Origin of the sequence: Paenibacillus periandrae (assembly GCF_022458865.1) — a bacterium.
In the GTDB taxonomy this organism is placed as follows: domain Bacteria; phylum Bacillota; class Bacilli; order Paenibacillales; family NBRC-103111; genus Paenibacillus_S; species Paenibacillus_S periandrae.
Map to the genome: position 1 here is coordinate 325,990 of NZ_JAJNMU010000003.1, position 24,836 is coordinate 350,825.

A 24,836-nucleotide genomic window follows, 5' to 3' on the forward strand; every position below is an offset into this window, starting at 1 on the left:
CAATTACAACGGTACTATATCGGGCTTCCGTTCTTGAATTAATTTAACGCCTTCCAGCCCACTATGAGCTACACCAATTACCTTACATTCCGGGATGTAGCATTCTATCAAAATTTGGAGTCCGTCCAAAATCCCCTTTTCATCATCTACAAGGATCACCTTCACCAAGACTTCCTCCTTTCTTTATACCAACTTAATCAGAGCTTCGGTATCACAAGTTCCAGCGTTGTTCCATTTCCTTCCACAGGCTGAACCTTAAGATAATATCGTTCGCCATAATGTATTTTTATGCGTTCGGCTTTATTTTTAAGGCCTATTCCTCTTTCCTTCAACTCCTCTTCCGATTCCCTAAGCTTATACTTGTCCGATTCCGCATCTTCCAATAGATTGCAAAGCTCTTCGAACTTTTCAGGAGATATCCCGAGTCCATCATCCGAAATTCGAATCAAAACTCCTCCATCCTCCGTCCAATGTCCTTGAATTATGATATTCATAAACCGGTTATAATCCCGAAAGGCATGATTAATACTATTTTCCACTATGGGTTGGAAAACTAGTGGGATGATGCTGCAGCGCTGCATATCCTCAGGAATTCGAACATCCAATTGGAACTTGTCATCAAAACGGATATTCTGCAGCCATAGATAATTAACTGTGTATTCCGCTTCATCCTTAATAGAATGCTGCCTGCCTTCTTTCCCCAAGGCCAAGCGGAACATTCGTGCCAATATCTTAATCATACCGGCAATCTCCTCATCCTTTTTCACAATCGCCTTCATACGGATGGATTCCAACGTATTGTAGAGCATATGGGGATTGATCTGGTTCTGAAGAGCAATAAACTTGGCTTGGCGCCGCTTAATCTCCGCCCGGAATGCGGTGAACCAGAGGTGGCGGCGATGTAGGGTGACCCGCCAAGTAAACGGGGAAACCTTTGCGACAAGCATAGCTTGCAGGAAAGCACGAAAGGGATACGACCTGCAAGACTCATCGACGTGATTAGGGTCAGGATGGATGGAATAGAATGTGCAGATGACCGAGGGAAGCGTCGTAGTCTCCTGCCGCAAACGTGGAACAGGTAGGAGAGGTATAACACGAAGGGGAAAGCCAAACCGATGGGCTGCGAGGTGGCGGATCGTTCCGTAGTAGCGAATAAGTCCGAGCCGATGAAAGCTGGTAACAGTCTGGAGGGTAAAACTTGGATGAGTATGCGCGTTTTTTTCTACGACTGACCAATTAACTCACAGTACTTGTTTTCTGTCTCTTTAAGGTATTTTGCTGGATTTCTTCTAAAGCGACGACGCTTAGTTGTTTCAATTAACCGTAAAGACCATCGTTGTCTCTCAGTATGAAAAGTTTCATAGCTTACACTTTGGAGTCTGCCTAATAAGTTCTTCTGTCGGGAGTGCATCATCCACAAAAACAACACATTCTCCGGAACGAACGATGTACTCGTTCCAACTCCGGAGTCCCAACATTCGCCGATATACTTCAACAGAGGTGCCTGGAAATCCTTGTTAGTCGATTGGTCAGTCGTAGTTTTAAAAATAAATTTGTTACTAATACAAAACATAATGTTAATTATACTTTACATTTAGTTAATCATAATTTACAATAAAACTGAAAGGAGGATTTTTACATGTTTGATTTTGGAACTATTAGTAATCAAGTTTACTTACTTCGTGCTGAAAGGAGATGGAGCCAAACAGAATTAGCAAACGAACTTGGGATAACGCGGCAAACAATAGCCGCTATCGAGAATAATAAATTTATTCCTTCACTTGAACTCGCCTTTGCAATATCCCATGTATTTGACAAGAATATAAATGAGGTTTTTAAATTCGAACCATATGAAGATGACGAGGAGGAAGATTGAAATGGAAGTTGTGATAAGGATCATTTTCGTTGCTGGTTTATTGTTAAATCTTATTTTAATGACAAGAGAAAGAAAAGATGAACGGTGGAATCGAATTTTAAACAAGCCTTTGAGCTATGCTTTCAATTTACTGTTTTTAGGATATACTTTAATTGCACTTGTATCCAATTATTGGACTTTTGATTTGATTACATATAAGTCGATATATGACTACCTATTTTCTGGGGTATTAATTATTTATGTGATTTTTATAGTCTTGGAGAGAAGAAGGCTATCTTAGAATTAATAGATAACTATGGTAGAAACATAGTTGAGAGGATGATTGATTTGAGCAAAATTTTTGGAAATATGTTGATTAAATCAGATTCTAATATTACAGAGGATGAAAGAACAAGAGAATTTTTCAGAACTTCAAAAGTAATAAGTAATACAATATTAGAATATGGAGTCTTACTAATTGCAGGTATAAATACTTTCAATGGAAATGAATGGATTGGGCTTGCAATGAGTGGCTTGTGGTTGTTAGCTAGGGGAATATCATGGATATACCGCTTCAAAAATCAAGCGGTATACACTGTCAAAGAAACAATCCTCTCTGTAATTATCTTAATCTCATGGGTAGCACTACTAGGTATTAAAATATACGAAATACTGTAAATTGAGATAGTTTACATTAATGAGTAAACGGAATTATACCCAACGCTTTTTGTATACAAAATATGTTTTCTGACTGATTGGAGCCGCTTTGATTAAGTATAATGGATAAGGAACGACTTGAGTTGGCTAACAGGACGGAGATTATATTATGGTTGACAATCATGAATTTCGTATTGAAAACACGACAGTTGTATTAGAATTTATCCCTTACTTCGAATCAAATGGCAAAAAATACGATGTTTCAAGAGAATTCAGTTTAGATCCATATTCATATCATGATCAAGCAAGCCATTTTATAACTATATTATATGAGAACAACATCATCGTACAATTTAATTGGACAAATTGGATCGAAGAAGCCAACACTTACTTCAAATCGCCATCATTAATCGTCAATGCTGATTTAATTACGATCAGGCAGCTTTTTACAACGATTATTCGAGCAGACCGTTTCAACGCTGGAATGTATGCAACTATGATTGATAAGGGAGTCATATTAGCATTATTGAAAAGACTAAAGGTACTGGTGGATAACCATGAAAAGGGGAACCCAGAATGAATTTATTAAATAAGGCCATTATCGTAGCAGCAATAATGCACGATGGACAAACTGACAAAGGTGGACAACCCTATATTATCCATCCAATGAGAGTCATGCAAGCAGCAACCACAGAAGATGAAAGAATTGTGGCTGTATTACATGATTTGATCGAGGACACATCGCATACCTTCAATGAGTTGCGAGATGATGGATTCTCTGAACATATTATTCAAGCCATTGACTGTTTAACCCGAAGAAATCAAGAGTCATATGAACAATTTATTGATAGGATTATGTTGAATCCACTTGCAGCGAAAGTAAAGACACTCGACGGGGGTTTCTTTATGTGGCATATGCTTGCTTAAGAAATATTTACTCCCACTCCACAATTTTTACAAAACGATGTTCGCATTGCTTGCATTATATGCTCGAAATCAAACAGTTCGTTGATTTCATATTGGTGGTGCAATCCAGACTGTTTACTCAACACATTTAGAGTGCATTGTGTCAACACACTTTACCGAATAATGGGAACTTTCAAGCCAAGAGCTAATAAATAGGGGTTATCCCATAAGTAGAAAAATTTTTTATAATAATGATGAAAAAAACGAAAAAGGATGGGCAGAAGATTATTTTAATCGCACTCGCTCATTTCGATAAAGTATACCTAATGATTTAACTTCAGCAACACTTAAATATGTTAAGCGGGTATCAAAGCTTTTTATTAATATCTTGGTGATTACAATGACCGAAAATCCTTGTAGGATGAGGAGTGTGTCAGACTATACATTATTATGTAATATCAAAAACGATATGGAAGAATATAGTCCACACCATACCAAGATTAGTTTACAGTCCGAGTTTTCTTCTGTAGTAGTTATTACCTTTTTAGCCAAATTTTTGGTTTTCAAAGAATAAGAATTTAGATATAATGACTAAATTAGTAACAATATTGTAATAAATAGGAGTGGATGTATTGAAAAGATTCAAATGGATTTTGGCTATGATATTCACAATATCTCTTTTGATTACTATGACGAATGAAAGTATGGCAGAGGAGGATGGTACACCATATCAGATTATTGTGAATGGAGAAACCTTCCAATACGATTATCCACCGATCGTAGAAAATAATGCTATTTATGTGCCTATGTGGGGTGTGCTTGGAAAATTGCAGGTTCCTGTACAAAAGAGGGGATCGGGATATTACCAGATTGCTTTACCTGATAGACTAGTAGCCTTCCCACCTCGAGGGAATATTATTAATAGGTTTGATTTTACCAAAGAAAACATAACTGGAAAGGACGTTATCCATCGCTCACGCATGGAGGTTCCTGTATTAACCAAAAATGATGTGATATATATACCGATTATTTTTTTGCAAAAGTATCTGGCTGCTGACATAGGATGGGGGGAGGATAGAACCATTACTATCACCGGAAAAAGCTATGAGCTTAATGAATCATGGAAGAATACATATGAAAACATATACAAAAAAACTACACCTGAAGTGAAATATAAATCATATGAAGATTACAAAAATCAGTTGCAGGTGGACATGGATCATTTTGCACAAAAAGATCATATCGCTTCCGAAGCTGAATTCTTATTTAGTAGTTATAAAGATATTCCCCTTTACATTAACAAAAATGCTGCTGAATGGGATGGTCTCAACCATCTCGAAGAAGTTTATATTGTTGGTTATGATGGCCTAAAAGTCACCTTCAGCGGTCAGGCAGGCGAATTCAGTCATATCTTTAAAGTTGCAGGAGATATAAAAAAGGAACTTTACACAACGAATCCATTTGCAGGGAAAAATTGGTCCACCTCTGCGAAAGACGCGATTAAAAATCAGCAAATTGAGAATGGGATGGACGAGGACATGGTTCTCTTGTCATGGGGGCGTCCCACAGACATTAGTGTTTACCACTCCAATAAACTAATTTATTTACATTGGACTTACGGCAAATCTCCTGATTCTCGTCATATTTTTTATTATAACGGAAAGGTGGCTACGGTCTCCAACTAGCCGCAGCGCGACCTTAGGAAGTTCCATTCCTTTTTCCCAAATGAGGATCCTGTCGCTCTGGCCATTTCCTTCATAGTAAATGGCTGTTTTTTCCTTAGTTGCATTAGGATTGCTCAACGGCGACCATTTCTCATTAATTAAGACGATGTCTTTGCCATCAGAAGAATTAAGCCGTCTGCGCTCGTAAATCCGGATGATTTCCGACTCTCCGTCGCTTTCGGAGGACGTGCTTCTAACATAGCCGTTCACGTTGGCAGAGATGGAGTTAAATGTAGAAGCAGCAATATTAAAAAGTAATTATAGGTAGATAGTCTGTAGTATTGATGTTAAGGGTAGATAAATAGCAGGGCTGATAATGCCCATATACAAAGGGTTTCCAGAAATGGTTGAACTTCCCGAAGTGTATCTGGGTCTCTATAAAAAATTTCGTACACGGCTTCTCATTTGCAAACTTACGGAAGAACAGACTCAAAAGCTCATGTGTGGGCCTGCGGTCCGGTTGGTTTATATAGTTTTAGTATTCCCATTTTTCTCCTGTTTAAGAGGTTACATATTTTATTTTACAGACCCACGTAAAATCATATTTTGACGAAGAGAAGCCGGCCAAGTACTCTGCCGGCTTCTTTTAAATTTTTTCCAAGGAGTTTGAGATTATTACTGACCTTAAGGTTTCTTTATTAACGGAAGTATATATTTTGGTCGTATTCGGATCCTCATGTCCTAAGATTTCAGAAAGTGTTTCAGGAACGGGTAATCATTAATATTAACTCGAATCAATACTACCCCGAAGGATCGATATGGTTTAAGGAAAGCCAAACCATTAAAGATATAAGCAAGATGCCAACAATTGGCGCTGCAACCCATAATGGTAAGTAATAGAACCATGTAAAAAAGTCATGAACTTTTACCACTGTACCAGCTATAGTGTTGGGATAAATAATAAAAATGTATAATAATTGAAGTTATTAAAGTCATGATCCTAATAGACAAAGGTCTAATAATACTATATTTTCTCAGTCTCAAGTATTGTGAGGTGAAGATTCATTTTGCGACTAACGACTTGCGAGGGTACTACAGCAAAATAGTACTGTTCATATGGCGCCAATCAGGTAAACTAAAAATTACCAATAAAATTACAGAGGATTGGTGGGGGTCTGTGTGAAAGAGAGTCTGTTCTTTAATCCGGTATTGGAGGATGTGTTCGTCATGTTCTCCGCATCACACCTGGTTTCAATTATCATTCTTGTCGCAAGCATGATCGTTTTGTATACGATGAAGAGGCGAATACGGAACAACCGTCTTCTTAAAAATTCCGTTCGTTTCACCATCATCGCCGCACTGGTTTTGCCGGAGATTATGTTGAACGCTTGGTATGTCACCGTAGAGGCTTGGGACATTAGGTATACATTGCCGCTGGAGTTATGCAGCATCACCTTGATTTTGTCGGCAATCATGTTATTCAACCGGAGCTATCTATTGTATCAAATCGTCTATTTTGCCGGGATGGGTGGGGCTGCTCAAGCGATTTTTACTCCTAATCTGTTTTATTCGTTCCCGCACTTCCGCTTCTTTCACTTCTTCATCGTTCATATGGCGATCATTCTGGCCGTTCTGTACATGACCTGGATTGAACAATACCGTCCCACCTTCAAATCGATCGGGATCGCGATGATCTTCCTCAATGCAGCTCTCGTTGTCGTAGGAGGCTTGGACCATTGGCTGGAAGCGAACTATATGTTTCTCCGGCATAAGCCGGATACGGCGTCCGTTATGGATTATTTGGGGCCGTACCCGATCTATTTGATTGCTCTGGAGTTCTTTGTCGCTGTTACTTTCATGCTGATGTACGTGCCATTCATGTTGAGAAGGAGGAGCAGGGCTGTCGACAGGCGAGCTGGTCATGCTGATGCGCAACGAATACAATGGCTGGCTGTGGCGGACCGTGTCGCGCGACGGCGGCGTCACGTGGAGTGAAGCCGAGCAGACCGATATTCCCGACGCGGCGGTGAAGATGCGGCTGCTGAAGCTGGCGGATGGCCGGATCGCGCTGTTCTGCCACCCGAACCCGGATATCGCAACCGATCCCGACTGGCTGAAACACAGCTCTCGTACATATCGCTACCCGTTCGAGCTGTGGGTATCGGCCGACGATATGAACACCTGGTCGGTCAAAATCGACCTGCAGCACGTTCTGCCGCCGCGCCGCGAAATCGACTTATACCACTACCCCGACGGCTACGTGGACGAGAAAGATCAGGCGATCTATATCGCCGTCGATTTGAACCGCAACGAGCTGATCGCGATTACGATTCCGTTCGGGGCGTTGGAGAGGTGGGGGTAAGGCCGGCGCATTAGAGGGGCTTGCCGTAGGGAGCCGTTTCAGTGACATTTGATCTTCCAATCTGTTAAAACCAGATTCCCTGATTTAAGATGCCAAGGTTGGAGTCAAATTTTAGGCGTATGCTTACGAAGCCGCTCTCTCTTGGAAAGCGTGGAGGCGACCGTTCCGCTTTTATAGATACAAATGTCCCTCTCCGCTGCTGTGTGCTTCCTCTCAAAATTCACATTGACCTTGCCCTTGAATGAAAGTATTAAAAGAAGAATTAAGTAAGACCCAATGGAGAGTCTTACTCGACCTGTTATGCTTTATCGCTACCCACGGCAGGGGAGTCATATTTCGGCTCCGCCGGAGTAGTAGGCTGCGGTTTCCAACGTATCCCTTTTCGTTTACAATGTAGCTACGCTAAATAAGGCAAGCCTCACATCAGTATGGAGAGCAAGGATGCGTCACTCGCAAAAGCTACAGCGGCAAATGTCCGCCATGATGGCGCGCGCGGTGGCCGATTCGCGGCAGGGCACATATCAGAGATCGCAGACCCCGGTCCAAGACTAGCAATCGCTACAGCGCAGCGCCGGCAACCTCGCTGTAACGCAGTGGGTGCGGCAGCTTGTCGCTGCGGGCGGCACTGCGCAGGCTGCGAGAATGCGGGTTAGGGGCATTGGTCCTTTCAAGAGCGTGAGCGGGCGGTTCTTCGGAGCCGCCCTTTTGGTGTCGACCTCCCTACTGACAATCGGCAATGGGCTGAGACCCGGCATGAGCAGTCGGTTCGCTCGAAAACTCACGGACTACGATTGGTATCTATAAGTGTCCGCAAATAATAATGTTTTAGAGGCCATGCCGTAACGCGGCACCATCAGATGATGCAAATGGACGTTTGCGATATAATTGACTTACGGCTGGCGAAGGGAGGTCGGCAGTCAATGGTGCCTCGAGCCCGAGTTTTAGACTGACCTCAACGACCAGGTGCACCACAGAATGTTGCTCCATTTCGGAAGCACGCAGAATAGAATAACCATATACGGTTATTGCACCAGCTTCTTCAATATGACATGCCGTAAGGAGAGTGCCTTGGATGGACGTCGTTTACAGTAAAGAAGGACGATTGGAATGTGATTACAATCCCCAAATTAGGATCTGTAGGCATGGTTGCCGCAGCTGACGAAGGAGAACGAAACAATGAAAAAGTACATACTCTTCGATCATGATGGTGTTCTGGTTGATACTGAATTCTGGTATTACAAAGCGGGAGAACGCGCTCTGGATGACATTGGATTTACCTTGGATAAAGATCAATACCTCCGCGACATGACCCAGTCATTGGGCACTTGGTCCCAAGCTAGGGCGGCAGGTATTGATGAACAGACCATCAGCAAGCAACGTGAGGTCCGCAACGTCTATTATCAGGAATATCTAAGAACAGAAGCCATAGAGATTGAAGGCGTAGTTGAAACTCTAGCGGAACTGTCAAAGTACGTCCACATGGCCATCGTGACGACTGCAAAACGTGCGGATTTTCAACTTATTCATGAAAAGCGCCAGATTAGACAATTCATGGAATTCGTCCTTGTTCGCGAAGACTACGAGCGCACCAAGCCGCACCCGGAACCATACCTGACCGGCCTAAAACGCTTCGGAGCTACCAAAGAAGAGACCCTGGTTGTAGAGGATTCAAACAGAGGGTTGAACTCAGCCGTGGCGGCTGGAATCGACTGTGCTATTGTCCATAACGACTTCACAAAAACACATGACTTCTCACAGGCCAGCTATCGAATCAAGACTCTGATTGAACTAAAGGACATTATCCTGAATGTAACTTGAGAGAGCATTCAGGGTTACACAAAAAGCAACGATTTAAATCGTTGCTTTTTGTGTTGAAACAACTTATAAATTTTCGGACCAATAATCCCATCATTATAATGGCTTTACATATGATAAGGAAAGGACAGGCCGATGATAATTCGACTGTCTTCACTGTTGTTGAATGGCTAAATAAGATATTTGGTTTAGTGGCATAGACAAAGTAAAGGTTGCCGGGTAACTGCGAACTTTTTTAAATCCTTGCACCAGAACCGTCTATATGACCCCGCTTATATTAATAATTTTCCCCGCGATAGTAGCGCTTCAGTTTTTCTTCCAAATGAACGAGCTGCGCTTCCTTCTCCTCAATATCTTTCAGCAGCTTTTGCTTTTGATTTTCAATCAGCTTGGTTCTCTCCGGCAGGGTTGAGGTTCCTTCGTTCACCTTATCATAATACTTTTTGATGTCCTCCACACTCATCCCGGTTTCGCGAAGACATTTAATAAAAACTAGCCAGCTCAGATCATCATCCGTATAAAGACGGTTATTCTGCTCGCTTCGGGCAGCAGGTTTCAACAGTCCCTTTCTTTCGTAAAAGCGGATCGCTCCAATATTGATCCCGACTTCCTTCGCCACTTCTCCAATCGTTAACATACTAACCCTCTTTTATTAAAAATTATTTGTTGACCTACACTAAGTGTAGCATAGTAACTTATAAATATCGTTAAAGAAAAATCAAATTAGGGAAAGAAGGATTCGCATGAAAAAGACAGCCTTTGTAACCGGAGCAAATAAAGGAATCGGAATTGAAATTGTTAAGCAGTTAAGTGAAGCAGGCTGGAAAGTCGTCCTTGGTGCACGCAGTGCCGAACGGGGTGAAGCAGCCGTTTCCGAGTTAACTTCCAAGGGGTTAGACGTAGAATTTGTACAAATCGACATAAGCGATTTGAAAACCATCGAACAGGCAGCCGATACGCTCAACAAGAATTATCCTGACCTGAAGCTTCTGATCAATAACGCTGGTATGCCTGGCGCTTTCTCCCGTTCTTTTACGGATACCAAAGAGGAAGAGGACAAGAGTTTTTGGCGTACAAGATTCCAGGTAAAATAACGATCAAGGGCATTATGGTAACGAATGTGGCAGATGAAATGACGGTATCAGATTAAGCGGAGCTGCAGTGCAAAATTTACTTTGTACAGCCTTAAAACTCTTCTAAAACCTTAGATTTGTCACCATGGACCTTTTCCAGGTGATCCTCTCCCCAATAGCATAATTGGTCAAGCGCGGGCTTTAATCCCCAGCCGTAGGAAGTTAACTCATACTCCACTTTAGGTGGGATCTCTTTATAAACCTTTCGTGCAATAATCTCATCCTTTTCCAGGCCTCTTAGTTGAGCGGTCAGCATTTTTTGCGTAATGCCGGGCATTAACCGTCGAAGCTCAGACGTCCGTTTCCGTCCTGTCATCAAATGATAGATGATTAAAGGCTTCCATTTCCCCCCCATTACTTCTAATGCCGCCTCCACACCAACTTTATACTTCTTTTGAACGCTATTTCCCCTCTTTTCAGTCATCACTGAACCCTCCGTTAAAAGGCTGTATTTTTGCTAGGAACATATCATTCGTTCATTCATTCCGTTGTTCAGGTAAGTTTCTAGGGCATCTATATCTAGGGCACTTCTATGTTCCTATGGCACCTGTAACATCCTATAGAACTTGAAAGTGCGTACTTCCGGATTATTTTAATACTGTTTATAATAGCATCAGCCATTGATAATGGCTACAAGTTGGTTGTTGAGAAAGGTAGTGAAGATACAAGTATGAGAGTATTAATCGTTGTTTCGCACCCGAGAGAGGATTCTCTGACCTTTAAGGTTGCCGATCGTTTCGTACAAGGTCTTGCCGAGGCCGGCCACGACTATCAGATATTGGATTTACACCGGATTGGCTTTGACCCTGTTTTAAAAGGAGTAGATGAACCTGATTTGTCAGCTGCAGTACAGTCCTTTTCTCCTGAGGTGGAATTGGAAATAAGGCGCATGAAGGAGCATGATGCCTTAGCATTTATTTTTCCAATTTGGTGGTGGCATTTGCCAGCCATGCTAAAAGGTTATATTGACCGTGTATGGAACAATGGGTTTGCATACGGTTCGAACCAGCTTCATCATCAGCATGTCTTGTGGATTGGTTTGGCAGGCGTTTCCAAAGAACAGATGAAAAAGCGTAACTATGATGAAATGATTACTCATTTGCTCAATGTGGGAATTGCAGATTATTGCGGTGTTTCCAATTCAAAGGTTAATTTTTTATACGAGACTTTGGATTCCAATCCCAAGCATTATGAGATGCTGCTTGACCAAGCTTATCACTTAGGTTTGAATTATGCCAAGGAACAGTAGCCTCACGGAAATGTAGGTATTGACTGGGAACGATAGTTAAATCTAGAATGGCTGCCGCGAGGCAGCCTTCGCTATGCTAAAGTGAGATTAGTTTAACAAGGAAGTTCATTTAAGAAATAAACAATACATAGTAAAATTGGTTAAAAGGATGTGGTTATATTGATAATTTCTTTAATTGTTGCGATGGATAAGAATAGAGTAATAGGCAAGGGCAACGACATTCCTTGGAGAATACCCAGTGATTGGGAACATGTTAAAAACACTACAAAAGGACATCCAATCATATTAGGTAGAAAAAACCTACAATCAATCGGAAGAGCTTTACCTAACAGAAGGAATATTATTTTGACTAGAGATAAGGACTTTAGCTTTGAGGGTTGTGAAATTACCCAATCAATCGAAGATGTATTTAAGTTGTGTGAAAATGAAGTAGAGATTTTTATTTTCGGTGGAGAACAGATTTATGATATGTTCTTGCCATATGTCGAGAAGATGTACGTTACAGAAATTCATCATGAGTTCGAAGGAGATACATTTTTCCCAATAGTTGATTTTGATGAATGGAAAGAAGTATCTGTTGAAAAAGGGATTAAAGATGAAAAAAATCCTTACAATTATTTTTTTCATGTATACGAGAGAAAAAACTTGTTGAACAAATCGAGTACCTATAGCTCAATAAACAACTAAGACGCGGCTGCTGGCATAGATCGGCAGCCGCATTGTGCTAAAGGGCAGTTTAACGCAACAATCACCTAATAAATTCCGTCTAAATCATGGAATAATTTTTGGATATAAAGGAGTGGGAAAGTGATTAAATTAAAGCAACTTCTACTTTTATGTGTCTGCAGTTTTGCATTTGGCGCTACTTGTTATGCTGCAGGCTCCAGGGGTGTGGAAAGCATCCAAGCGTACATAAATCATGACATTAAATTTAAGGTCGATGATGTTGAATGGGCGCCAAGAGATAGTGAGGGCGCAGCACTGTCTCCCATAATTCTTGATGGCACCTCTTATGTACCTGCAAAGGCAGTCGTTGAAGTAATGGGTGGAGAACTAAAGTGGGATGATAGAACGCAGACCATCTCCATAACTACGGATGGAAGTATTAGTGAAAAAGATCAAGCCATACTAGAAAAAATCAATGAAATCAAATCTAAACTAAAGTTAGGATTAACGAAAAACGAGGTAAGCGCATTATTTACAGAAAAGTTTGAGAGCGCACAAAATAGTGATTCGGAAAATGGAAGTGACTCCTATTGGAAATATGAATACTTGAAAGTACCTGATTATAATCGTGAAGACCATTTTCCCGATCATGCCGATCATGTTATTGATCAACAAGCTCTGCTTAACAAGAAAATTGGGGCTTATATATATATTGAATGGAGAGATAACAAGTTGCATATGTATTCGATATCTTATGTTAACCCTAAAGATAAACACGTTTACTTATACAGCTTGAGTCCTGATGGAAGCACGTCTGATGACAGAGTCACCTAATAAGAAGACTGCAATAACAATAAAAATACGACAAGAAGCTGCCGCGCGACGATGCCAGCAGCTTCTTTAAGCAATACGCTAGTAATCTGTAAAAAGCATAGTTGGAACCCCCTATGAGTAACTGATGGAACTTTATGACATAAGAAAGCGTCAAATTTAGCATGAGGATGAAAGGAGTGGATTGGGTTTGAGAATTGCACTTGCAGAAGCATTGGCATTGATAAAACACCACAGACAAGATTGGTATGAAAGGTATAATCGAATAAGTTAATAAAAGAGAAATTTTATTCAAATCTAGGGGGATATGCTATGGCTACATTTAAATGTGATTGTGGCAAAGTTCTAGCAAATTCAATTTGCCCGAACGACATACAACTTATTTTGTTTACAGACAGAGAATGGGAAAATATACGTGAAAAGGTAAGCAATGGTTTTGACATATATGATGCAGAGCCACAATATGATGCTTGGCGTTGTACAGAATGTGAAAGGATATATTTCTTCAAAGATAATAAATTAGTATTTCAGTATGCAATAGAAAAAGATTATAGAAAATCCTAATGGAGCAAGTTTATCAGGAGGTGTATTATGGTGAATCAGTTTAACATTGAAAACTGCAAAGATTTAGCAAACGTCTATCTCCATGATGCTGAAATAGATTTTGTATTGATTCAATACAAAGAACAAATTGTTCAAGTTAAACTGAGAACAGCCATACATGAAGAAATTCTGTCACGCCAATTAACAATGAGGTTTAGCAGTGTACATGACATTCACATCCCCATCAAAGAGCCATGGGGTGAGGGATTTTACATCAATACAGTTTATGCGGAAAGAGACAATGATTCTGCATTCAGAACTTGTCTCGAATTAAACTCAGGTGATGTTTTAGTGATAGTCGCTTAAGTGCTGGAGTTGACTGATTTATAGTTAATAAAACAAAAAAACGTTCCTTTCGTAAATGGTTGAGTGGTACCACCATTTTACCAAGAAACGGTTTCTTTTTGTTTTATAAATTGAAGAAATGGTGTCCTTCGGTCTTTGGGTCTTTTTCAATCGATAATAGTAGCCGCTGAAACGACAACTCGTTTGGCCTTCTTAGTATTCCTTGAAGCATCGCTCAATTTCCTCTTCCTCGCCGTGTTTACGTCGATCCATTCCTACTGTTGTTTAATACACACCTCATTATCTATTCTGTCAACATGATGCGGGCTTTATTGTGAGCTTCTTAATGAATAATCGACAGCACAACCCAATGCAGCAAACACGCGTCGTGCAGATTCATCAGCAGGCATAAAGAATTCGATTCGTGGATAAGCTTGTTCGGTCACCGCAAGGTGTAGTTGGTTATAGCGTATTGGCCTCAATTCAGTGGAAGAGGGTTGTCGTGCAAGAAAATATTTAGCTGTCTCCAAATCCTGCTCTGCAGTCAATGGTTCTCTATTCCAAAACTTGCGAATATCCACATACTTCTCCATCATGACATGAAGCCACTCATACCTAGAGTCTACAAATAAAGCTGGATGGTGTTTCTTGAAGGCCTGAATGCCGTAAATCGCATGGGACTCCCACCTAGCTCGTGATTGCTCATCATATGAAGAACGAGAGCGGATAGGCAACTCAGCATTAAAATGAAGATCGATTTTATTTATCTTATCGGCTGCAAACGAGGAATCATATAAGTCAAACAGTTCCCGAAAAGCGTCATTAGAATCGACAATATCCTGCATATCGGTTACGATCATCGCCGGATAAGGCAGTTGATGCATCATCGACCTAGCTTGATCGAGAACCCGTTCTAATTGCCGCTCGGCCAAATGCTGCGGAATCGGCACATATCCTGCGGATAGAAGAAGATCGTTCCGCTCTTCGCTTGTACATGCCAAATAATCAGCGATGTCCAACAATGTCTGACGTTCAGGCAATCGTCGAGAACGCCCCATCAACAAATTTTTGTAAGTTCCACAAACCTCATCATTGAGTTCCTGTTGGGTAAATCGCTTAATGGATTGGGAAGAAGCCCTTAAGTGGTCTTGCTGTCGCTGAATTCGAAGTAGTTCAATCATATTTAAGACACGCATTAATTCTGCGGCGTGATTCGATGCCGACATGATGCTTGCTCCTTTCAAAGAATCAGGTGTAGTTTAGCACTTGGAACATGTATTTGTTACGAGTATACTTCACAACATAACATAAACCAAGCAACAAAACAGGAGGGTATTATCCATGATTCGTGCCGTTATTGTCAATCCGCACAATAAGGAACCATTTACTATCCAAGAAGTCGAAGCACCAAAAGCACAACCTTGGGAGGCTATCGTACAGGTAAAAGCATTCTCGCTTAATCGCGGCGAGGTCAGCGAAGCGATTAGGCGTCAGGAGAACAGTAGGCCTGGCTGGGACTTTTCCGGTATTGTGCTGCAAGAAGCAATAAGCGGCATAGGGCCTAAGAAGGGAAGTCGCGTGGTCGGTTTATTGCTCACAGGAGCATGGGCAGAACAAATAGCGGTTTCTGCCGTCACTCTAGCTGAAATTCCCGACGAGATTACCTTTGAACAAGCCGCTTCATTGCCTGTCGCTGGTCTGTCGGCTTTAAACGCTCTACGCAAAGGGGGATTGCTGCTCGGCAAGCGAGTGCTGATAACAGGTTCAACCGGGGGAGTCGGATTATTCGCTCATCAATTGGCCGCCTTGTCAGGTGCTTACTCGATTGGCGTTGCCCGCTCCGAGTCAAAGGCGGAGCAAGTTAGAACTTTTGGGGCAAATGAAGTCCTTGTCGGGGATGATATGACAAAAGCCATTTCCGCTAATGGACCTTACGATTTTATCATTGATTCTGTAGGAGGCGATACGCTCGCCGCTCTCTTTCCTCAGTTAATCCCCCAAGGCATCTGCGTTTCACTGGGTCATTCCTCATCGGAAAACACAACTTTGAATATTCTCGGCTTGAGCGGAAGAACACTGTATAGCTTTTTTCTAGGTGAAGAAATCAACCGCCACGAGCCAGCGCCAGATCTTGCCATGCTTGCACGATTGGTTGCTAAAGGGAAATTACAAACCATAATCCAGGTGCAGAGGCCATGGGAGGAAATTGACGCAGTCGCACATCAATTGATAGATCGCCAATTTATGGGTAAAGCAGTACTTACGATCTAGAGATACTTGCCAATACAGAATGTCACGTATTTGCTACTCCGTTTTGATACTACTAACTCAACTTTCGCAGAGTCAAAATTGGCATGAACGCAGATATTGTACGGATTTGAGGGTGTTGGGATCCATGGCTTGACGTAAATAGAAAAACACCCCTTCGTTTGGTAAAGTGAGAGTGCGACCAATCACTACCACACAGAAGAGGTGTCTTCTCTATGATAGACCAAAAGCAATCTTTCGATCAACTACCAAACGAAATCAAACCAGCTTTTCAGGAACTGAAAGTGATGAAACATCTGCGTGACGCGGGTTTCAAGAAGAAATTCGGTTTTGCCTGCACCGATTTATTCCGTCTTGTGTTTGTATTGTTGTTTCACCAGAAGAACTGGTTTCGACTTCTGGAGAGCAACAAGAGCGAGCCATTTCCCGGTAAAGATGCCGTATACCGTTTCTTGAATCACAGCAGCTATGCCTGGCGACGATTTTTACTGTCGCTGAGCGGTGACACGATTGCGCGGATGGAAATGTTGACTTCGGTGAACCGAGACACCGCGTTCATCTTCGACGATTCCATGTTTGAGCGCAATCTCAGCAAAGCGGTGGAAATGCTGGCACGGTTCAAGGATCATGCGACCGGCGCGTTCTACAAAGGCTTCCGCATGCTGACCATGGGCTGGTCCGACGGCCATTCCTTTGTCCCTGTGGACTTTGCGTTGCTGAGCTCCTCAAAGTCCGCCATCAACGGCATGTCGGACGGCATCGACAAACGCAGTCACGGATACAAGCGTCGGCAAGAAGCGCTGGGCTCGGCTCCGCAGGTGATCGCGGACATGTTGGATCGTGCGATAAAAGCCGGCCTTTCGGCCTCGTACGTCCTGATGGACAGCTGGTTCACGCATGCGCCGCTGATTGCAGAAGGGCTTCGGCACAAGTTGCATGTCATCGGCATGGTGAAAAACGATAACAAACGCTATCTCGTGAACGGAAAGCGGCTCAGCCTTAAGGAACTGTTACGCAATTGCGCCGCGTGTTGAGGAAAAGAACCGCAACATTCTTCGTCTGATCCGGACACAGCTCGCTCCGGGAATCTCGGTGACGATCTTGTTTGTTCGTCATCGTTCCAAGAAAAACGAATGGCTGGCTATTCTCTCGACCGACCTGAGTTTGGCCGCTCAGGACATCATCCGAATCTACCGCATGCGCTGGGACATCGAGGTATTCTTTAAATGTGCAAAGTCGCTGCTTCATCTGCAAAAAGAGTTTCAAGGCCGCTCATATGACTTGCTCGTCAGCCACACTAGTGTTCTCGCGCTATATTCTGCTCGCCTGGCAACACCGACAAAGCACAGATTCGCGCACGTTGGGTGGTTTGTTTTATTTACTGTGCGACGAAGTGGGCACACTCGACTGGGCGGTCGCGCTGCAACAACTTCTCGGGCTAATTCAAGAAGTCGCCTCGAAGAGGCTATTTTGATACGGAGTGGCAATACGACATTGAACCAAACGGAAATGAGGGCTAATTAACCTGTTCATTAGGCTATCGAAGAACGTTAGTGAAACGAACCAGGGAGCAGTTTGCTCAGCGGTAGCTGCTCTATTTTTCAATAAGCTAAACGGCAGGATAGTTCGATCACTTCGCGAATAATTTAAGGATATTTGCAAAGTTTGTAAATACACGTTCTGTGAGATCTTAAAATATATTGAAAAGGAAGAAAAATGATGAATCGCACCTATATTGTAAATCAGCTATCAGAAAGGCATTTTCAAGATTTAATGAACTTATACAATGAAGCGTCATGGACAAAAACAAGAACGAGTGATCAAGTTCGAGAGATGATTAATAACTCGTATATATTTGGTTTATGTGATTCTGAATCAGATCAATTAATAGGATTTACGAGAGTTTTGACAGACTACGTTTTCCGAGCAACGATATATGATGTTATCGTTTTGAAACAATTCCAAGGCGAAGGATTTGGAAGGTTGCTAATCGAAGCGGTCGTTAATAGTACATTAATAAAGGGTATCGAACGCGTTGATTTATTTTGCGCAGATAATAAAGTGATGTTCTACGAAAAATGGGGGTTTAAACAAGTTCCAATAACCACCAATTACATGAGCTTAATTAAATGAGTTCAAAGGATTAATATGAATTGCACAAAGGAAATGATTCATTCTAATGAATGAAGCTTTCACTCTTACAAACTGGTTGGCTGTGCGATTGAGCAGTTTATATCATATTATTCAACTAATTGGCAAGGCAATTTAGAATACATCTATAACCATAGCAATTTCATCACAATTGGAATATTTTGAACAGTGCAAGCAATCTCTCCAAATCTTAGGCATAGGCAAACTACTCTTCTCAATACTTTTAAATCCACATTTATTGAAAAACTCTACTTGATAGGTTAAAGATAGAAGTGTTTTAACGCCTAACTTTTTTGTTTCATCGACGACTACTTTAACAAGTTCTGACCCGATTCCCATCCCAAAATGATTTGAAGAAACAGTTAGTGATCGTACTTCTGCAAGTTCCTTATCTAAAATATGCAGACTGACTGTTCCAATAACTTCCCCATTAGACTCTGCAATATAAAAGCATTGAAGGTTTTCATAAATTGAGTTTAGTGTTCTATGTAGTAGTTTTCCTTCATCAGCGTATTTGTTAATAAGGTTATACATAAGATTTGTATCAGACATGGTCGCCCTTCTAATTTGATACATATTAACGCCTCCTATAAGAACGTGGCGGCTAGAGTTTTAGTTCTTGGTGTTGATGTAATTCTGGATTTCGGATGCTGGGTTCAAAGTCAACGAGACGAGTTTCGGTCCAGAGCCAAGAACCTAGGGGCTGGCTTTAAAATTCATTTTGCTGATGTGCCTGAAGAAGTGTTATTTGAACGTCTAAAAGCTAGAAATGATATGCATAAAGAAGGAACTTTTTTCATACCTGAAGCAAAGCTTAAAGAATGGATAAAGATTTTTGAACCACCTTCATCACAAGAACTTGATTCCTAGGACGATTGAACGGATACGATAGCTGAACAAAACTATCAACTAGGCTGCTACAGATAAGCGCAAAAGAAATGTTGTGGGAGTTTACCCAACTGAAAAAAGTGAAGTATTGTATATTAAATATATCGACCTATTATAAAGACAAGAATTACAAGCACACATCACAAAGATGATTATTCATACCTATAATTACATTCTGAAATCATTAAAAAGGTATATTGGTATCACGCAAGACGAGATTGAGCATTCGCTGGAAAAGTTAAAATTGTAAGTAAAAAGGGAGTTGCCGCGGCAGCTCCTTTAAATGTCTTTGTATAAAAACGATGTAAATCTAAAGGGAAAATTTTAATATTTAAAATAGTGAGAATAATGTCGTTCAGTTTAATTTTGGCCAGTACTTAGAAATAAGAAAGTACAGCTTTATCCCGCTTTTTAAAATTCTAACTAAGAATTCCTGCATACGAAACATCTGGATAGAGTAATAGGAATGCAAAGGTAAGATAAGTAGAAGTCTTTCACAAAGCAACAAGTTTAGAATGTCTAACCAAAGTGTTAAAGATGTCTCATTGTTGAGAAATCAGCGTGAATATATAATGAAAACGCTATCGATTAAGCAAAAATTGATGTTTACGGCATTGCCAACTATACCACATTTCACCACCATGTGCAGGATGTTACATGAAACTTATATGCCACTATCGATGCTGAGTTTTTGAATAAAGACGCTGGGATCAACTAAAGGTTAAGAGTGGGGTTAATTAAAATGATCAACAAATTTACCGTAAGTAGAGACGATAGTATTTATGAAGCATGGCCGGATCTTGTGCTGACAGAAAGCGACAGGCTGATCTGCGTATTCTCCGAGTGCACTCACCACAAGGATCGTTCCTACACCCGTATCGTGATGTGTGAAAGTACGGATCGGGGCAGGACATGGGGTGGAAAAGAACCATTAACTGACGGAACTAACGGTCTGCCTTACTGGAATTTGTTATTCATGTAATCGTAGATATCCCTCTCAACAACCTCTTTTATATATTTCACAAGCGAACCGATAGATGCGAGTCACATTTCCTAAGGTTTATTTCCTATGCTCGGAGGTGATCTGAATCGACACCTTTTATATATTGCAAGTGACAATACTTGTTATGGAAGCTGTATTCATGCGCTTCTGACGCATAGATCAAGAATTGTCCGTTATCGCCTTAAGGTGGATGCCGTATACTGAATGTACCTGATAGATTCATCCAGAGGAGGACTTTATGGCGAACCGGATTCAATCATGGACCCGTTATTTGTTTTTTGGAAAAGCGGGCCGCAGCGGAAAATATATGCACCGTTTTGTATGGATCGGCTGTTTGGCTGTCTGTATTCCGATCGGGTTAGCGGGCATGATCTACTATAACCTGTCGATGGAGCGCATGAAAAGTGAAATTATGGATGAGAGCAAATCCTCTCTTGTGCTGCTCAAGGACAGAGCGGAACGCATCCTGCAAAGCATTGAAAAGGAATCCTTGCAGCTGGCAGCAGACCCGGCCATTTATGATCTATTCACGAATCGGGTAACCGATAATCCGTTAGTCTGGCACCATGAGCTGCTAACGAAAATTACACTGGCGAAGAACGCTACCGACTTTATTAACGAAATTTATTTTTATAATGACATTGACCATATTGTTGTGTCCAATACGTACGGAACGATTGATATAGATAACTATAAATTTAAGGAGGATATTAAACTGCTCATGAAGCAGGAGGCGATCTCCAGTTGGAGCTACCTGCCGTCCAGCCAAAGAGAAGGTTACCTGACCTTTGCCAGACGACTTCCAGTAATAGGTAAGTCCCCTTCAAAGGGAATCATAGCTTTTCAGATTGAAACGGAGGTGGTCAGCAAGTTTTTGCAGGCAGATACGACGATTATGTCCCAAGGGCAGGAATTGGTTTTCGTCAATTATCCGGACCCGAAGCTTACGGGCAAGCATACGTTCATGAATGCAGACAAGCTCTCAAGCCTGCCGGCTCTGCACAAGATCAGCGAATCGGATAGCACGATCGACAGCTTTTATGATGATGGCCTGAATGGAAAGCGTGTACATTATTCGTATGTGAAAAGTGTATTCGGCCGCACCTATGTGGCAATTGTGCCTGAGGAGAGCATTACCGAAAGACTGATATGGATTCGTTCCTTTACGATGCTGACCGTTTTGTTTCTGATTGCTCTGGCTGTGGTGATTACGTATTTCAGTACGAAGCGGGCTTACAGTCCTATTGAGCAATTAATCAAGCACAGCAAAGCGGTCGGTGCAGGCAAGGTTCAAAGCAAGGACAACGAGCTGGACTACATCCGCGAATGTATCGACTATTTAAGTAAGGAAACGCAGTACCTCGGCAGTTATATGGAGAAGATTCAACCAACCTTGCGGGAGCGTTGCCTGCAGCAGCTGCTAGATGGGGATTACATCCGCAGTGAATCGTTAATTCAGGATTGCGACACCTACGGGCTAACCGTCAATTCCTATTATGTGGTGATGGTGGTTGAGGTGGAAAATGTATATAAGGAACGGCGGTTTTTGCCGGGAGACAAGCCCATTGTAGCGTTTGCCGTGACCAACGTCATGCAGGAGCTGATGGGAAAAAGTCCTCATTTGAATGGATATGTTTTTCCTTATCAAGGTAAAGGGATTGCCCTGATGCAGTGGAAAAATGAAATAGAGCAGATGAAGCTGCATCATAGAGTGATTGAATTTGCCAATTCGGTTCGTGAATCGTTAAAAAACTATTTGTCATTTGATGCTTCTATCGGGATAGGCAGATGCTACTCGCATATTGCCGATGTTCCGGTTTCATATAAGGAAGCGGAGCTGGCTCTGCAGTACCGGATTTATCACGATTCCGACTCCATCCTGCATATTGAGGATCTGGAAAATTCCAAAACCGGTTCCGCTTTCAGATATCCGCGTGAGCTGGAAGGTGCGATTATCGAATCTTTGACCAAAGGAGAGGTTGAGGAAGCGGAGAAGTCACTTACCGGATTTTCGAAAGCGCTTAACATTTCACAATCGTATAACTTTATTCATCAGAGCTATTACGTACTGGTTTCGGCGATTATTACCTCCCTGGAGAAGCAAGAGGGCAGCATACTCGATATTCTTGAGCACAACCTGTTTGGCCAGCTGGAAAGCAAGCATACCTCAAGGGAAATTACAGATTGGTTTGTAGAGGTGCTGTTTCCACTTTACAAAAAACTGACAGAGGATTACTACAACAATGTAGGACAATCCGTGATCCGGCAGGTATGTAAATATATTCGTGAGCATTGTACAGAGGATATTTCTCTGGTGCTTTGCGCGGAACGGATGGGTATCAGCCATTCTTACCTGAGCCGATTGTTCAAGAAGGAGATGGGTATCAACTTTTTGGAGTTTGTCGTGGAATGCAGAGTTGAAGAAACCAAACGGCTGCTGCTGGAGACGGATCAAAGCATCAGTGAAATTGCGGCGATCATCGGATATTCGGAACGCAATCTGACCCGCGTATTTCAAAGGCTGACACGGATGACTCCAGGTGTGTACAGAACGGAAAATCGCAATGGATAAGGAAACAGACATTTGGCAGGCCAAAGAGACAATTATTGACCTGAGGTAGCAAAATCCCAATCAGGAAAAGATTTGTCTCTTACCTGTTCGCCAATTTGCAACTATGCTATGGAAAGAAAGCGCTACCAGCCATCAGGCTTTCCAAGGGTTGGTCGTAAAGGTTAGTCCGTGAAGCATCATGAAACAACGTGAGGCATCTGGAACTACAAACTTTTAGGAGGGTTAACATGAAAAGATCATTTCGTAAACAAGTCAGCTGGGCAGTAGCTCCTGTCCTATCTATCAGCTTATTGGCTGGCTGCACCGGCGGCGCTCCTGCTGCGACAGGAACAGGTACGAGTACAAATACGGCAAAGGAGAATAAACCTGCCGCAGCCGAACCTGTAAAAATTCAATTTCTTGTACCATCGTTTGCCGAGGTTCCGAATATGGCCGACCAATATTGGACGGAGTTCCAAAAAAGGTCAAACAGCAAGCTCGATATCGAGTGGATTCCATCCGGTGACTATGATACCAAATTCGACCTGGTGCTGGCTTCAGGCAATCTTCCCGAGGTTATTGTGTCCCAATCGGCGACCCGTCCAACTTTGCTGAATGCGATCAATCAAGGCGCATTTTGGGATTTGACGCCTCTGCTCGGCGATTTCAGCCAATACCCGAACCTCAAGAAAAATGCCGATCCGAACGTCTGGAACTACATGAAGGTGAATGGCAAAATATACGGCGTAGCCCGTAACCGTCCGAATATCGATCCCGGTATCAAGATGCGTAAGGACTGGCTGGACAAATTAAATCTGCCGATTCCACAAACGCTTGATGAATACACGGCAGCCTTGAAAAAAATCGTTGAAAGTGATCTCGATGGCAATGGCAAGAAGGATACGATTGGTATTCTCGGTCATGGCTTCCTGGTCGCAGATGGAGATCCCTCCTACTTGGCAGCTTTCGGCGGACTTGATCCGATTTTTGATAAAGATGGCGGTTTGATCAAGGAAACGCTGACTCCCAACTATACGCAGATGATCGACTGGTTCCGCAAGCAGTACGCTGACGGGATTATGGCGAAGGAATTTTCCACAATCAAGAAAACACAGGCTGAAGAAATGTTTGCGACCGGACGTGCGGCTTCTTATACCCGTAATATCTGGCGCGATTTCTCTTGGGAGCAGGACATCAAGAAAGTCCAACCGGAGGCGAATGTTATCACCTTGCCGCCAATGAAAGGGCCGGGCGGAGTGAGCGTCGCCTTGGTGCCGCCGTTCTTCGGAGCTTTCTATATCTCGAAGAAGGTACCTGAAGCTAAGGTGAAGCAAATTCTGGAGTACTTCAACACGACTACGACTAAAGAATTCACCGATTTCAACTATTTCGGTATTGAGGGTGTGCATCACAAGTTGGTGGATGGACAGCCTCAGCTTACCGATCTGGGAGTCAAGGAAGTCACAACGAATGCAAACCAGCCGTTCCCTATGGCATTCAACAACATTATGAAGGTGTTCAATGCGTCTGCTCCTAAAGCTTACAATGACGCCAAAATCAAGGATACCGAAGTCTTTGCCAAGGTAGGTAAAATGAACTTATTCAACGTTGTTTACTCGGATACGTGGACAACAACATGGCCGAAATATGAAAAAGAGTGGCAGTCGATGGTTATTAAAGCGATCGTTGGACAAATTTCGATGGATGAATACAAGAGTTATGTAGACAAATTGAATACGAATGCGGATATTAAAAAATCGTATCAAGAGTTTGCCGCCAAATACAAAGAGTTTTTTGGAAAATAATTAACGGCAGCGAGCAATTGGGATTTTTGATAGACGATGCAGGAACGGGACATAGGTAGGGTAGTGCATTCCCGAAGTGTGAACCGTTCCTTTTACTTTCTTGGGAAGCTGATAAAGATGTGTTGCGCGATTGTGAATTTCTCC

Annotated in this window: 27 protein-coding genes and 1 pseudogene; 22 read left to right on the forward strand and 6 right to left on the reverse strand. The window is 42.1% G+C overall.

All coding sequences use genetic code 11. The annotated features are described in order from the left end of the window. Positions 1 to 3: 3 nt before the first annotated feature. A complete protein-coding gene (locus LRL21_RS06380) occupies positions 4 to 168 on the reverse strand; it encodes a response regulator (protein WP_240414917.1) in 165 nt (54 codons plus the stop codon). 29 nt (positions 169 to 197) lie between these two features. After that, on the reverse strand, positions 198 to 947 hold the full coding sequence (locus LRL21_RS06385; protein ID WP_338044583.1) for a sensor histidine kinase: 750 nt from the start codon (positions 945 to 947) through the stop codon (positions 198 to 200). A gap of 692 nt (positions 948 to 1,639) precedes the next feature. On the opposite strand from LRL21_RS06385, the gene LRL21_RS06390 reads away from it, so the two are divergent. The 9 genes from LRL21_RS06390 to LRL21_RS06430 all read left to right on the forward strand — a co-directional run bounded on the left by LRL21_RS06390 (position 1,640) and on the right by LRL21_RS06430 (position 9,262). After that, positions 1,640 to 1,876, forward strand: coding sequence for a helix-turn-helix transcriptional regulator (locus LRL21_RS06390; RefSeq protein ID WP_240414918.1), 237 nt, complete (start codon positions 1,640 to 1,642; stop codon positions 1,874 to 1,876). Between the two features lies 1 nt (position 1,877). Next, positions 1,878 to 2,156: a hypothetical protein gene (locus LRL21_RS06395; protein ID WP_240414919.1), complete on the forward strand. Its 279-nt coding sequence runs from the start codon at positions 1,878 to 1,880 to the stop codon at positions 2,154 to 2,156. Positions 2,157 to 2,194: 38 nt separating this feature from the next. Beyond that, entirely contained in the window at positions 2,195 to 2,533 is a 339-nt protein-coding gene (locus LRL21_RS06400) for a hypothetical protein (RefSeq protein WP_240414920.1), read from the forward strand. A 148-nt stretch (positions 2,534 to 2,681) separates the two neighbouring features. Beyond that, positions 2,682 to 3,092 (forward strand): DUF6508 domain-containing protein, encoded by a 411-nt coding sequence (locus LRL21_RS06405; RefSeq protein ID WP_240414921.1) that lies wholly within the window; start codon positions 2,682 to 2,684, stop codon positions 3,090 to 3,092. Next, on the forward strand, positions 3,089 to 3,439 hold the full coding sequence (locus tag LRL21_RS06410; protein WP_240414922.1) for a GTP pyrophosphokinase: 351 nt from the start codon (positions 3,089 to 3,091) through the stop codon (positions 3,437 to 3,439). The genes LRL21_RS06405 and LRL21_RS06410 overlap by 4 nt, the downstream gene beginning before the upstream one ends. Positions 3,440 to 4,050: 611 nt before the next feature. Then, positions 4,051 to 5,103, forward strand: coding sequence for a copper amine oxidase N-terminal domain-containing protein (locus tag LRL21_RS06415; protein ID WP_240414923.1), 1,053 nt, complete (start codon positions 4,051 to 4,053; stop codon positions 5,101 to 5,103). A 1,158-nt stretch (positions 5,104 to 6,261) separates the two neighbouring features. Further along, positions 6,262 to 7,077: a YwaF family protein gene (locus LRL21_RS06420; RefSeq protein ID WP_240414924.1), complete on the forward strand. Its 816-nt coding sequence runs from the start codon at positions 6,262 to 6,264 to the stop codon at positions 7,075 to 7,077. After that, positions 7,004 to 7,444, forward strand: coding sequence for an exo-alpha-sialidase (locus LRL21_RS06425; protein WP_240414925.1), 441 nt, complete (start codon positions 7,004 to 7,006; stop codon positions 7,442 to 7,444). Before LRL21_RS06420 ends, LRL21_RS06425 begins: the two co-directional genes overlap by 74 nt. 1,176 nt (positions 7,445 to 8,620) lie before the next feature. After that, positions 8,621 to 9,262, forward strand: a complete 642-nt coding sequence (locus LRL21_RS06430; protein WP_240414926.1) for an HAD family hydrolase — start codon at positions 8,621 to 8,623, stop codon at positions 9,260 to 9,262. A gap of 274 nt (positions 9,263 to 9,536) precedes the next feature. On the opposite strand, the gene LRL21_RS06435 is transcribed toward LRL21_RS06430, so the two are convergent. Continuing rightward, complete coding sequence (locus tag LRL21_RS06435) at positions 9,537 to 9,896, reverse strand: MerR family transcriptional regulator (protein ID WP_240414927.1); 360 nt, start codon at positions 9,894 to 9,896, stop codon at positions 9,537 to 9,539. A 106-nt stretch (positions 9,897 to 10,002) separates the two neighbouring features. On the opposite strand from LRL21_RS06435, the gene LRL21_RS06440 reads away from it, so the two are divergent. Continuing rightward, entirely contained in the window at positions 10,003 to 10,353 is a 351-nt protein-coding gene (locus tag LRL21_RS06440; protein ID WP_240414928.1) for an SDR family NAD(P)-dependent oxidoreductase, read from the forward strand. 91 nt (positions 10,354 to 10,444) lie between these two features. Here the strand turns inward: LRL21_RS06440 and LRL21_RS06445 are convergent, their stop codons facing one another. Then, positions 10,445 to 10,816 (reverse strand): winged helix-turn-helix transcriptional regulator, encoded by a 372-nt coding sequence (locus LRL21_RS06445; protein WP_240414929.1) that lies wholly within the window; start codon positions 10,814 to 10,816, stop codon positions 10,445 to 10,447. A 246-nt stretch (positions 10,817 to 11,062) separates the two neighbouring features. Between LRL21_RS06445 and LRL21_RS06450 the strand changes: the two genes are divergently transcribed. From LRL21_RS06450 to LRL21_RS06470, 5 genes are all read left to right on the forward strand, one after another. Beyond that, positions 11,063 to 11,641 carry an NAD(P)H oxidoreductase gene (locus LRL21_RS06450; RefSeq protein ID WP_240414930.1) on the forward strand — a complete coding sequence of 193 codons (579 nt, stop codon included), beginning with the start codon at positions 11,063 to 11,065 and terminating at the stop codon, positions 11,639 to 11,641. 159 nt (positions 11,642 to 11,800) lie between these two features. Further along, entirely contained in the window at positions 11,801 to 12,328 is a 528-nt protein-coding gene (dfr, locus tag LRL21_RS06455; RefSeq protein ID WP_240414931.1) for a DfrD/DfrG/DfrK family trimethoprim-resistant dihydrofolate reductase, read from the forward strand. Positions 12,329 to 12,448: 120 nt separating this feature from the next. Then, positions 12,449 to 13,141, forward strand: coding sequence for a stalk domain-containing protein (locus LRL21_RS06460; RefSeq protein ID WP_240414932.1), 693 nt, complete (start codon positions 12,449 to 12,451; stop codon positions 13,139 to 13,141). A 309-nt stretch (positions 13,142 to 13,450) separates the two neighbouring features. After that, positions 13,451 to 13,702: a hypothetical protein gene (locus LRL21_RS06465; protein ID WP_240414933.1), complete on the forward strand. Its 252-nt coding sequence runs from the start codon at positions 13,451 to 13,453 to the stop codon at positions 13,700 to 13,702. Positions 13,703 to 13,729: 27 nt separating this feature from the next. Then, positions 13,730 to 14,047: a hypothetical protein gene (locus LRL21_RS06470; RefSeq protein WP_240414934.1), complete on the forward strand. Its 318-nt coding sequence runs from the start codon at positions 13,730 to 13,732 to the stop codon at positions 14,045 to 14,047. Positions 14,048 to 14,355: 308 nt separating this feature from the next. Here the strand turns inward: LRL21_RS06470 and LRL21_RS06475 are convergent, their stop codons facing one another. Further along, positions 14,356 to 15,252 (reverse strand): MmyB family transcriptional regulator, encoded by an 897-nt coding sequence (locus LRL21_RS06475; RefSeq protein ID WP_240414935.1) that lies wholly within the window; start codon positions 15,250 to 15,252, stop codon positions 14,356 to 14,358. 115 nt (positions 15,253 to 15,367) lie between these two features. Here LRL21_RS06475 and LRL21_RS06480 point away from each other — a divergent pair, with 115 nt between their 5' ends. The 3 genes and pseudogenes from LRL21_RS06480 (at position 15,368) to LRL21_RS06490 (ending at position 18,427) form a co-directional block, all read left to right on the forward strand. Continuing rightward, positions 15,368 to 16,297, forward strand: coding sequence for a zinc-binding dehydrogenase (locus tag LRL21_RS06480; protein ID WP_240414936.1), 930 nt, complete (start codon positions 15,368 to 15,370; stop codon positions 16,295 to 16,297). Between the two features lie 212 nt (positions 16,298 to 16,509). Beyond that, positions 16,510 to 17,756: pseudogene (locus LRL21_RS06485) on the forward strand (IS4 family transposase); the annotation flags it as partial. A 254-nt stretch (positions 17,757 to 18,010) separates the two neighbouring features. Beyond that, complete coding sequence (locus LRL21_RS06490; RefSeq protein ID WP_240414937.1) at positions 18,011 to 18,427, forward strand: GNAT family N-acetyltransferase; 417 nt, start codon at positions 18,011 to 18,013, stop codon at positions 18,425 to 18,427. Between the two features lie 132 nt (positions 18,428 to 18,559). On the opposite strand, the gene LRL21_RS06495 is transcribed toward LRL21_RS06490, so the two are convergent. Next, positions 18,560 to 19,021: an N-acetyltransferase gene (locus tag LRL21_RS06495; protein ID WP_240414938.1), complete on the reverse strand. Its 462-nt coding sequence runs from the start codon at positions 19,019 to 19,021 to the stop codon at positions 18,560 to 18,562. Here LRL21_RS06495 and LRL21_RS06500 point away from each other — a divergent pair. From LRL21_RS06500 to LRL21_RS06515, 4 genes are all read left to right on the forward strand, one after another. After that, a complete protein-coding gene (locus LRL21_RS06500; RefSeq protein WP_275900619.1) occupies positions 19,013 to 19,315 on the forward strand; it encodes a P-loop nucleotide/nucleoside kinase family protein in 303 nt (100 codons plus the stop codon). The genes LRL21_RS06495 and LRL21_RS06500 overlap by 9 nt on opposite strands. A 760-nt stretch (positions 19,316 to 20,075) precedes the next feature. Beyond that, the gene (locus tag LRL21_RS06505; RefSeq protein ID WP_240414940.1) at positions 20,076 to 20,315 is read left to right on the forward strand and encodes a hypothetical protein; all 240 of its coding nucleotides are present in this window, start codon (positions 20,076 to 20,078) and stop codon (positions 20,313 to 20,315) included. A gap of 259 nt (positions 20,316 to 20,574) precedes the next feature. Continuing rightward, complete coding sequence (locus LRL21_RS06510; protein ID WP_240414941.1) at positions 20,575 to 22,908, forward strand: helix-turn-helix domain-containing protein; 2,334 nt, start codon at positions 20,575 to 20,577, stop codon at positions 22,906 to 22,908. 227 nt (positions 22,909 to 23,135) lie between these two features. After that, positions 23,136 to 24,692 carry an extracellular solute-binding protein gene (locus LRL21_RS06515; RefSeq protein ID WP_240414942.1) on the forward strand — a complete coding sequence of 519 codons (1,557 nt, stop codon included), beginning with the start codon at positions 23,136 to 23,138 and terminating at the stop codon, positions 24,690 to 24,692. The last annotated feature ends 144 nt before the right edge of the window (positions 24,693 to 24,836 follow it).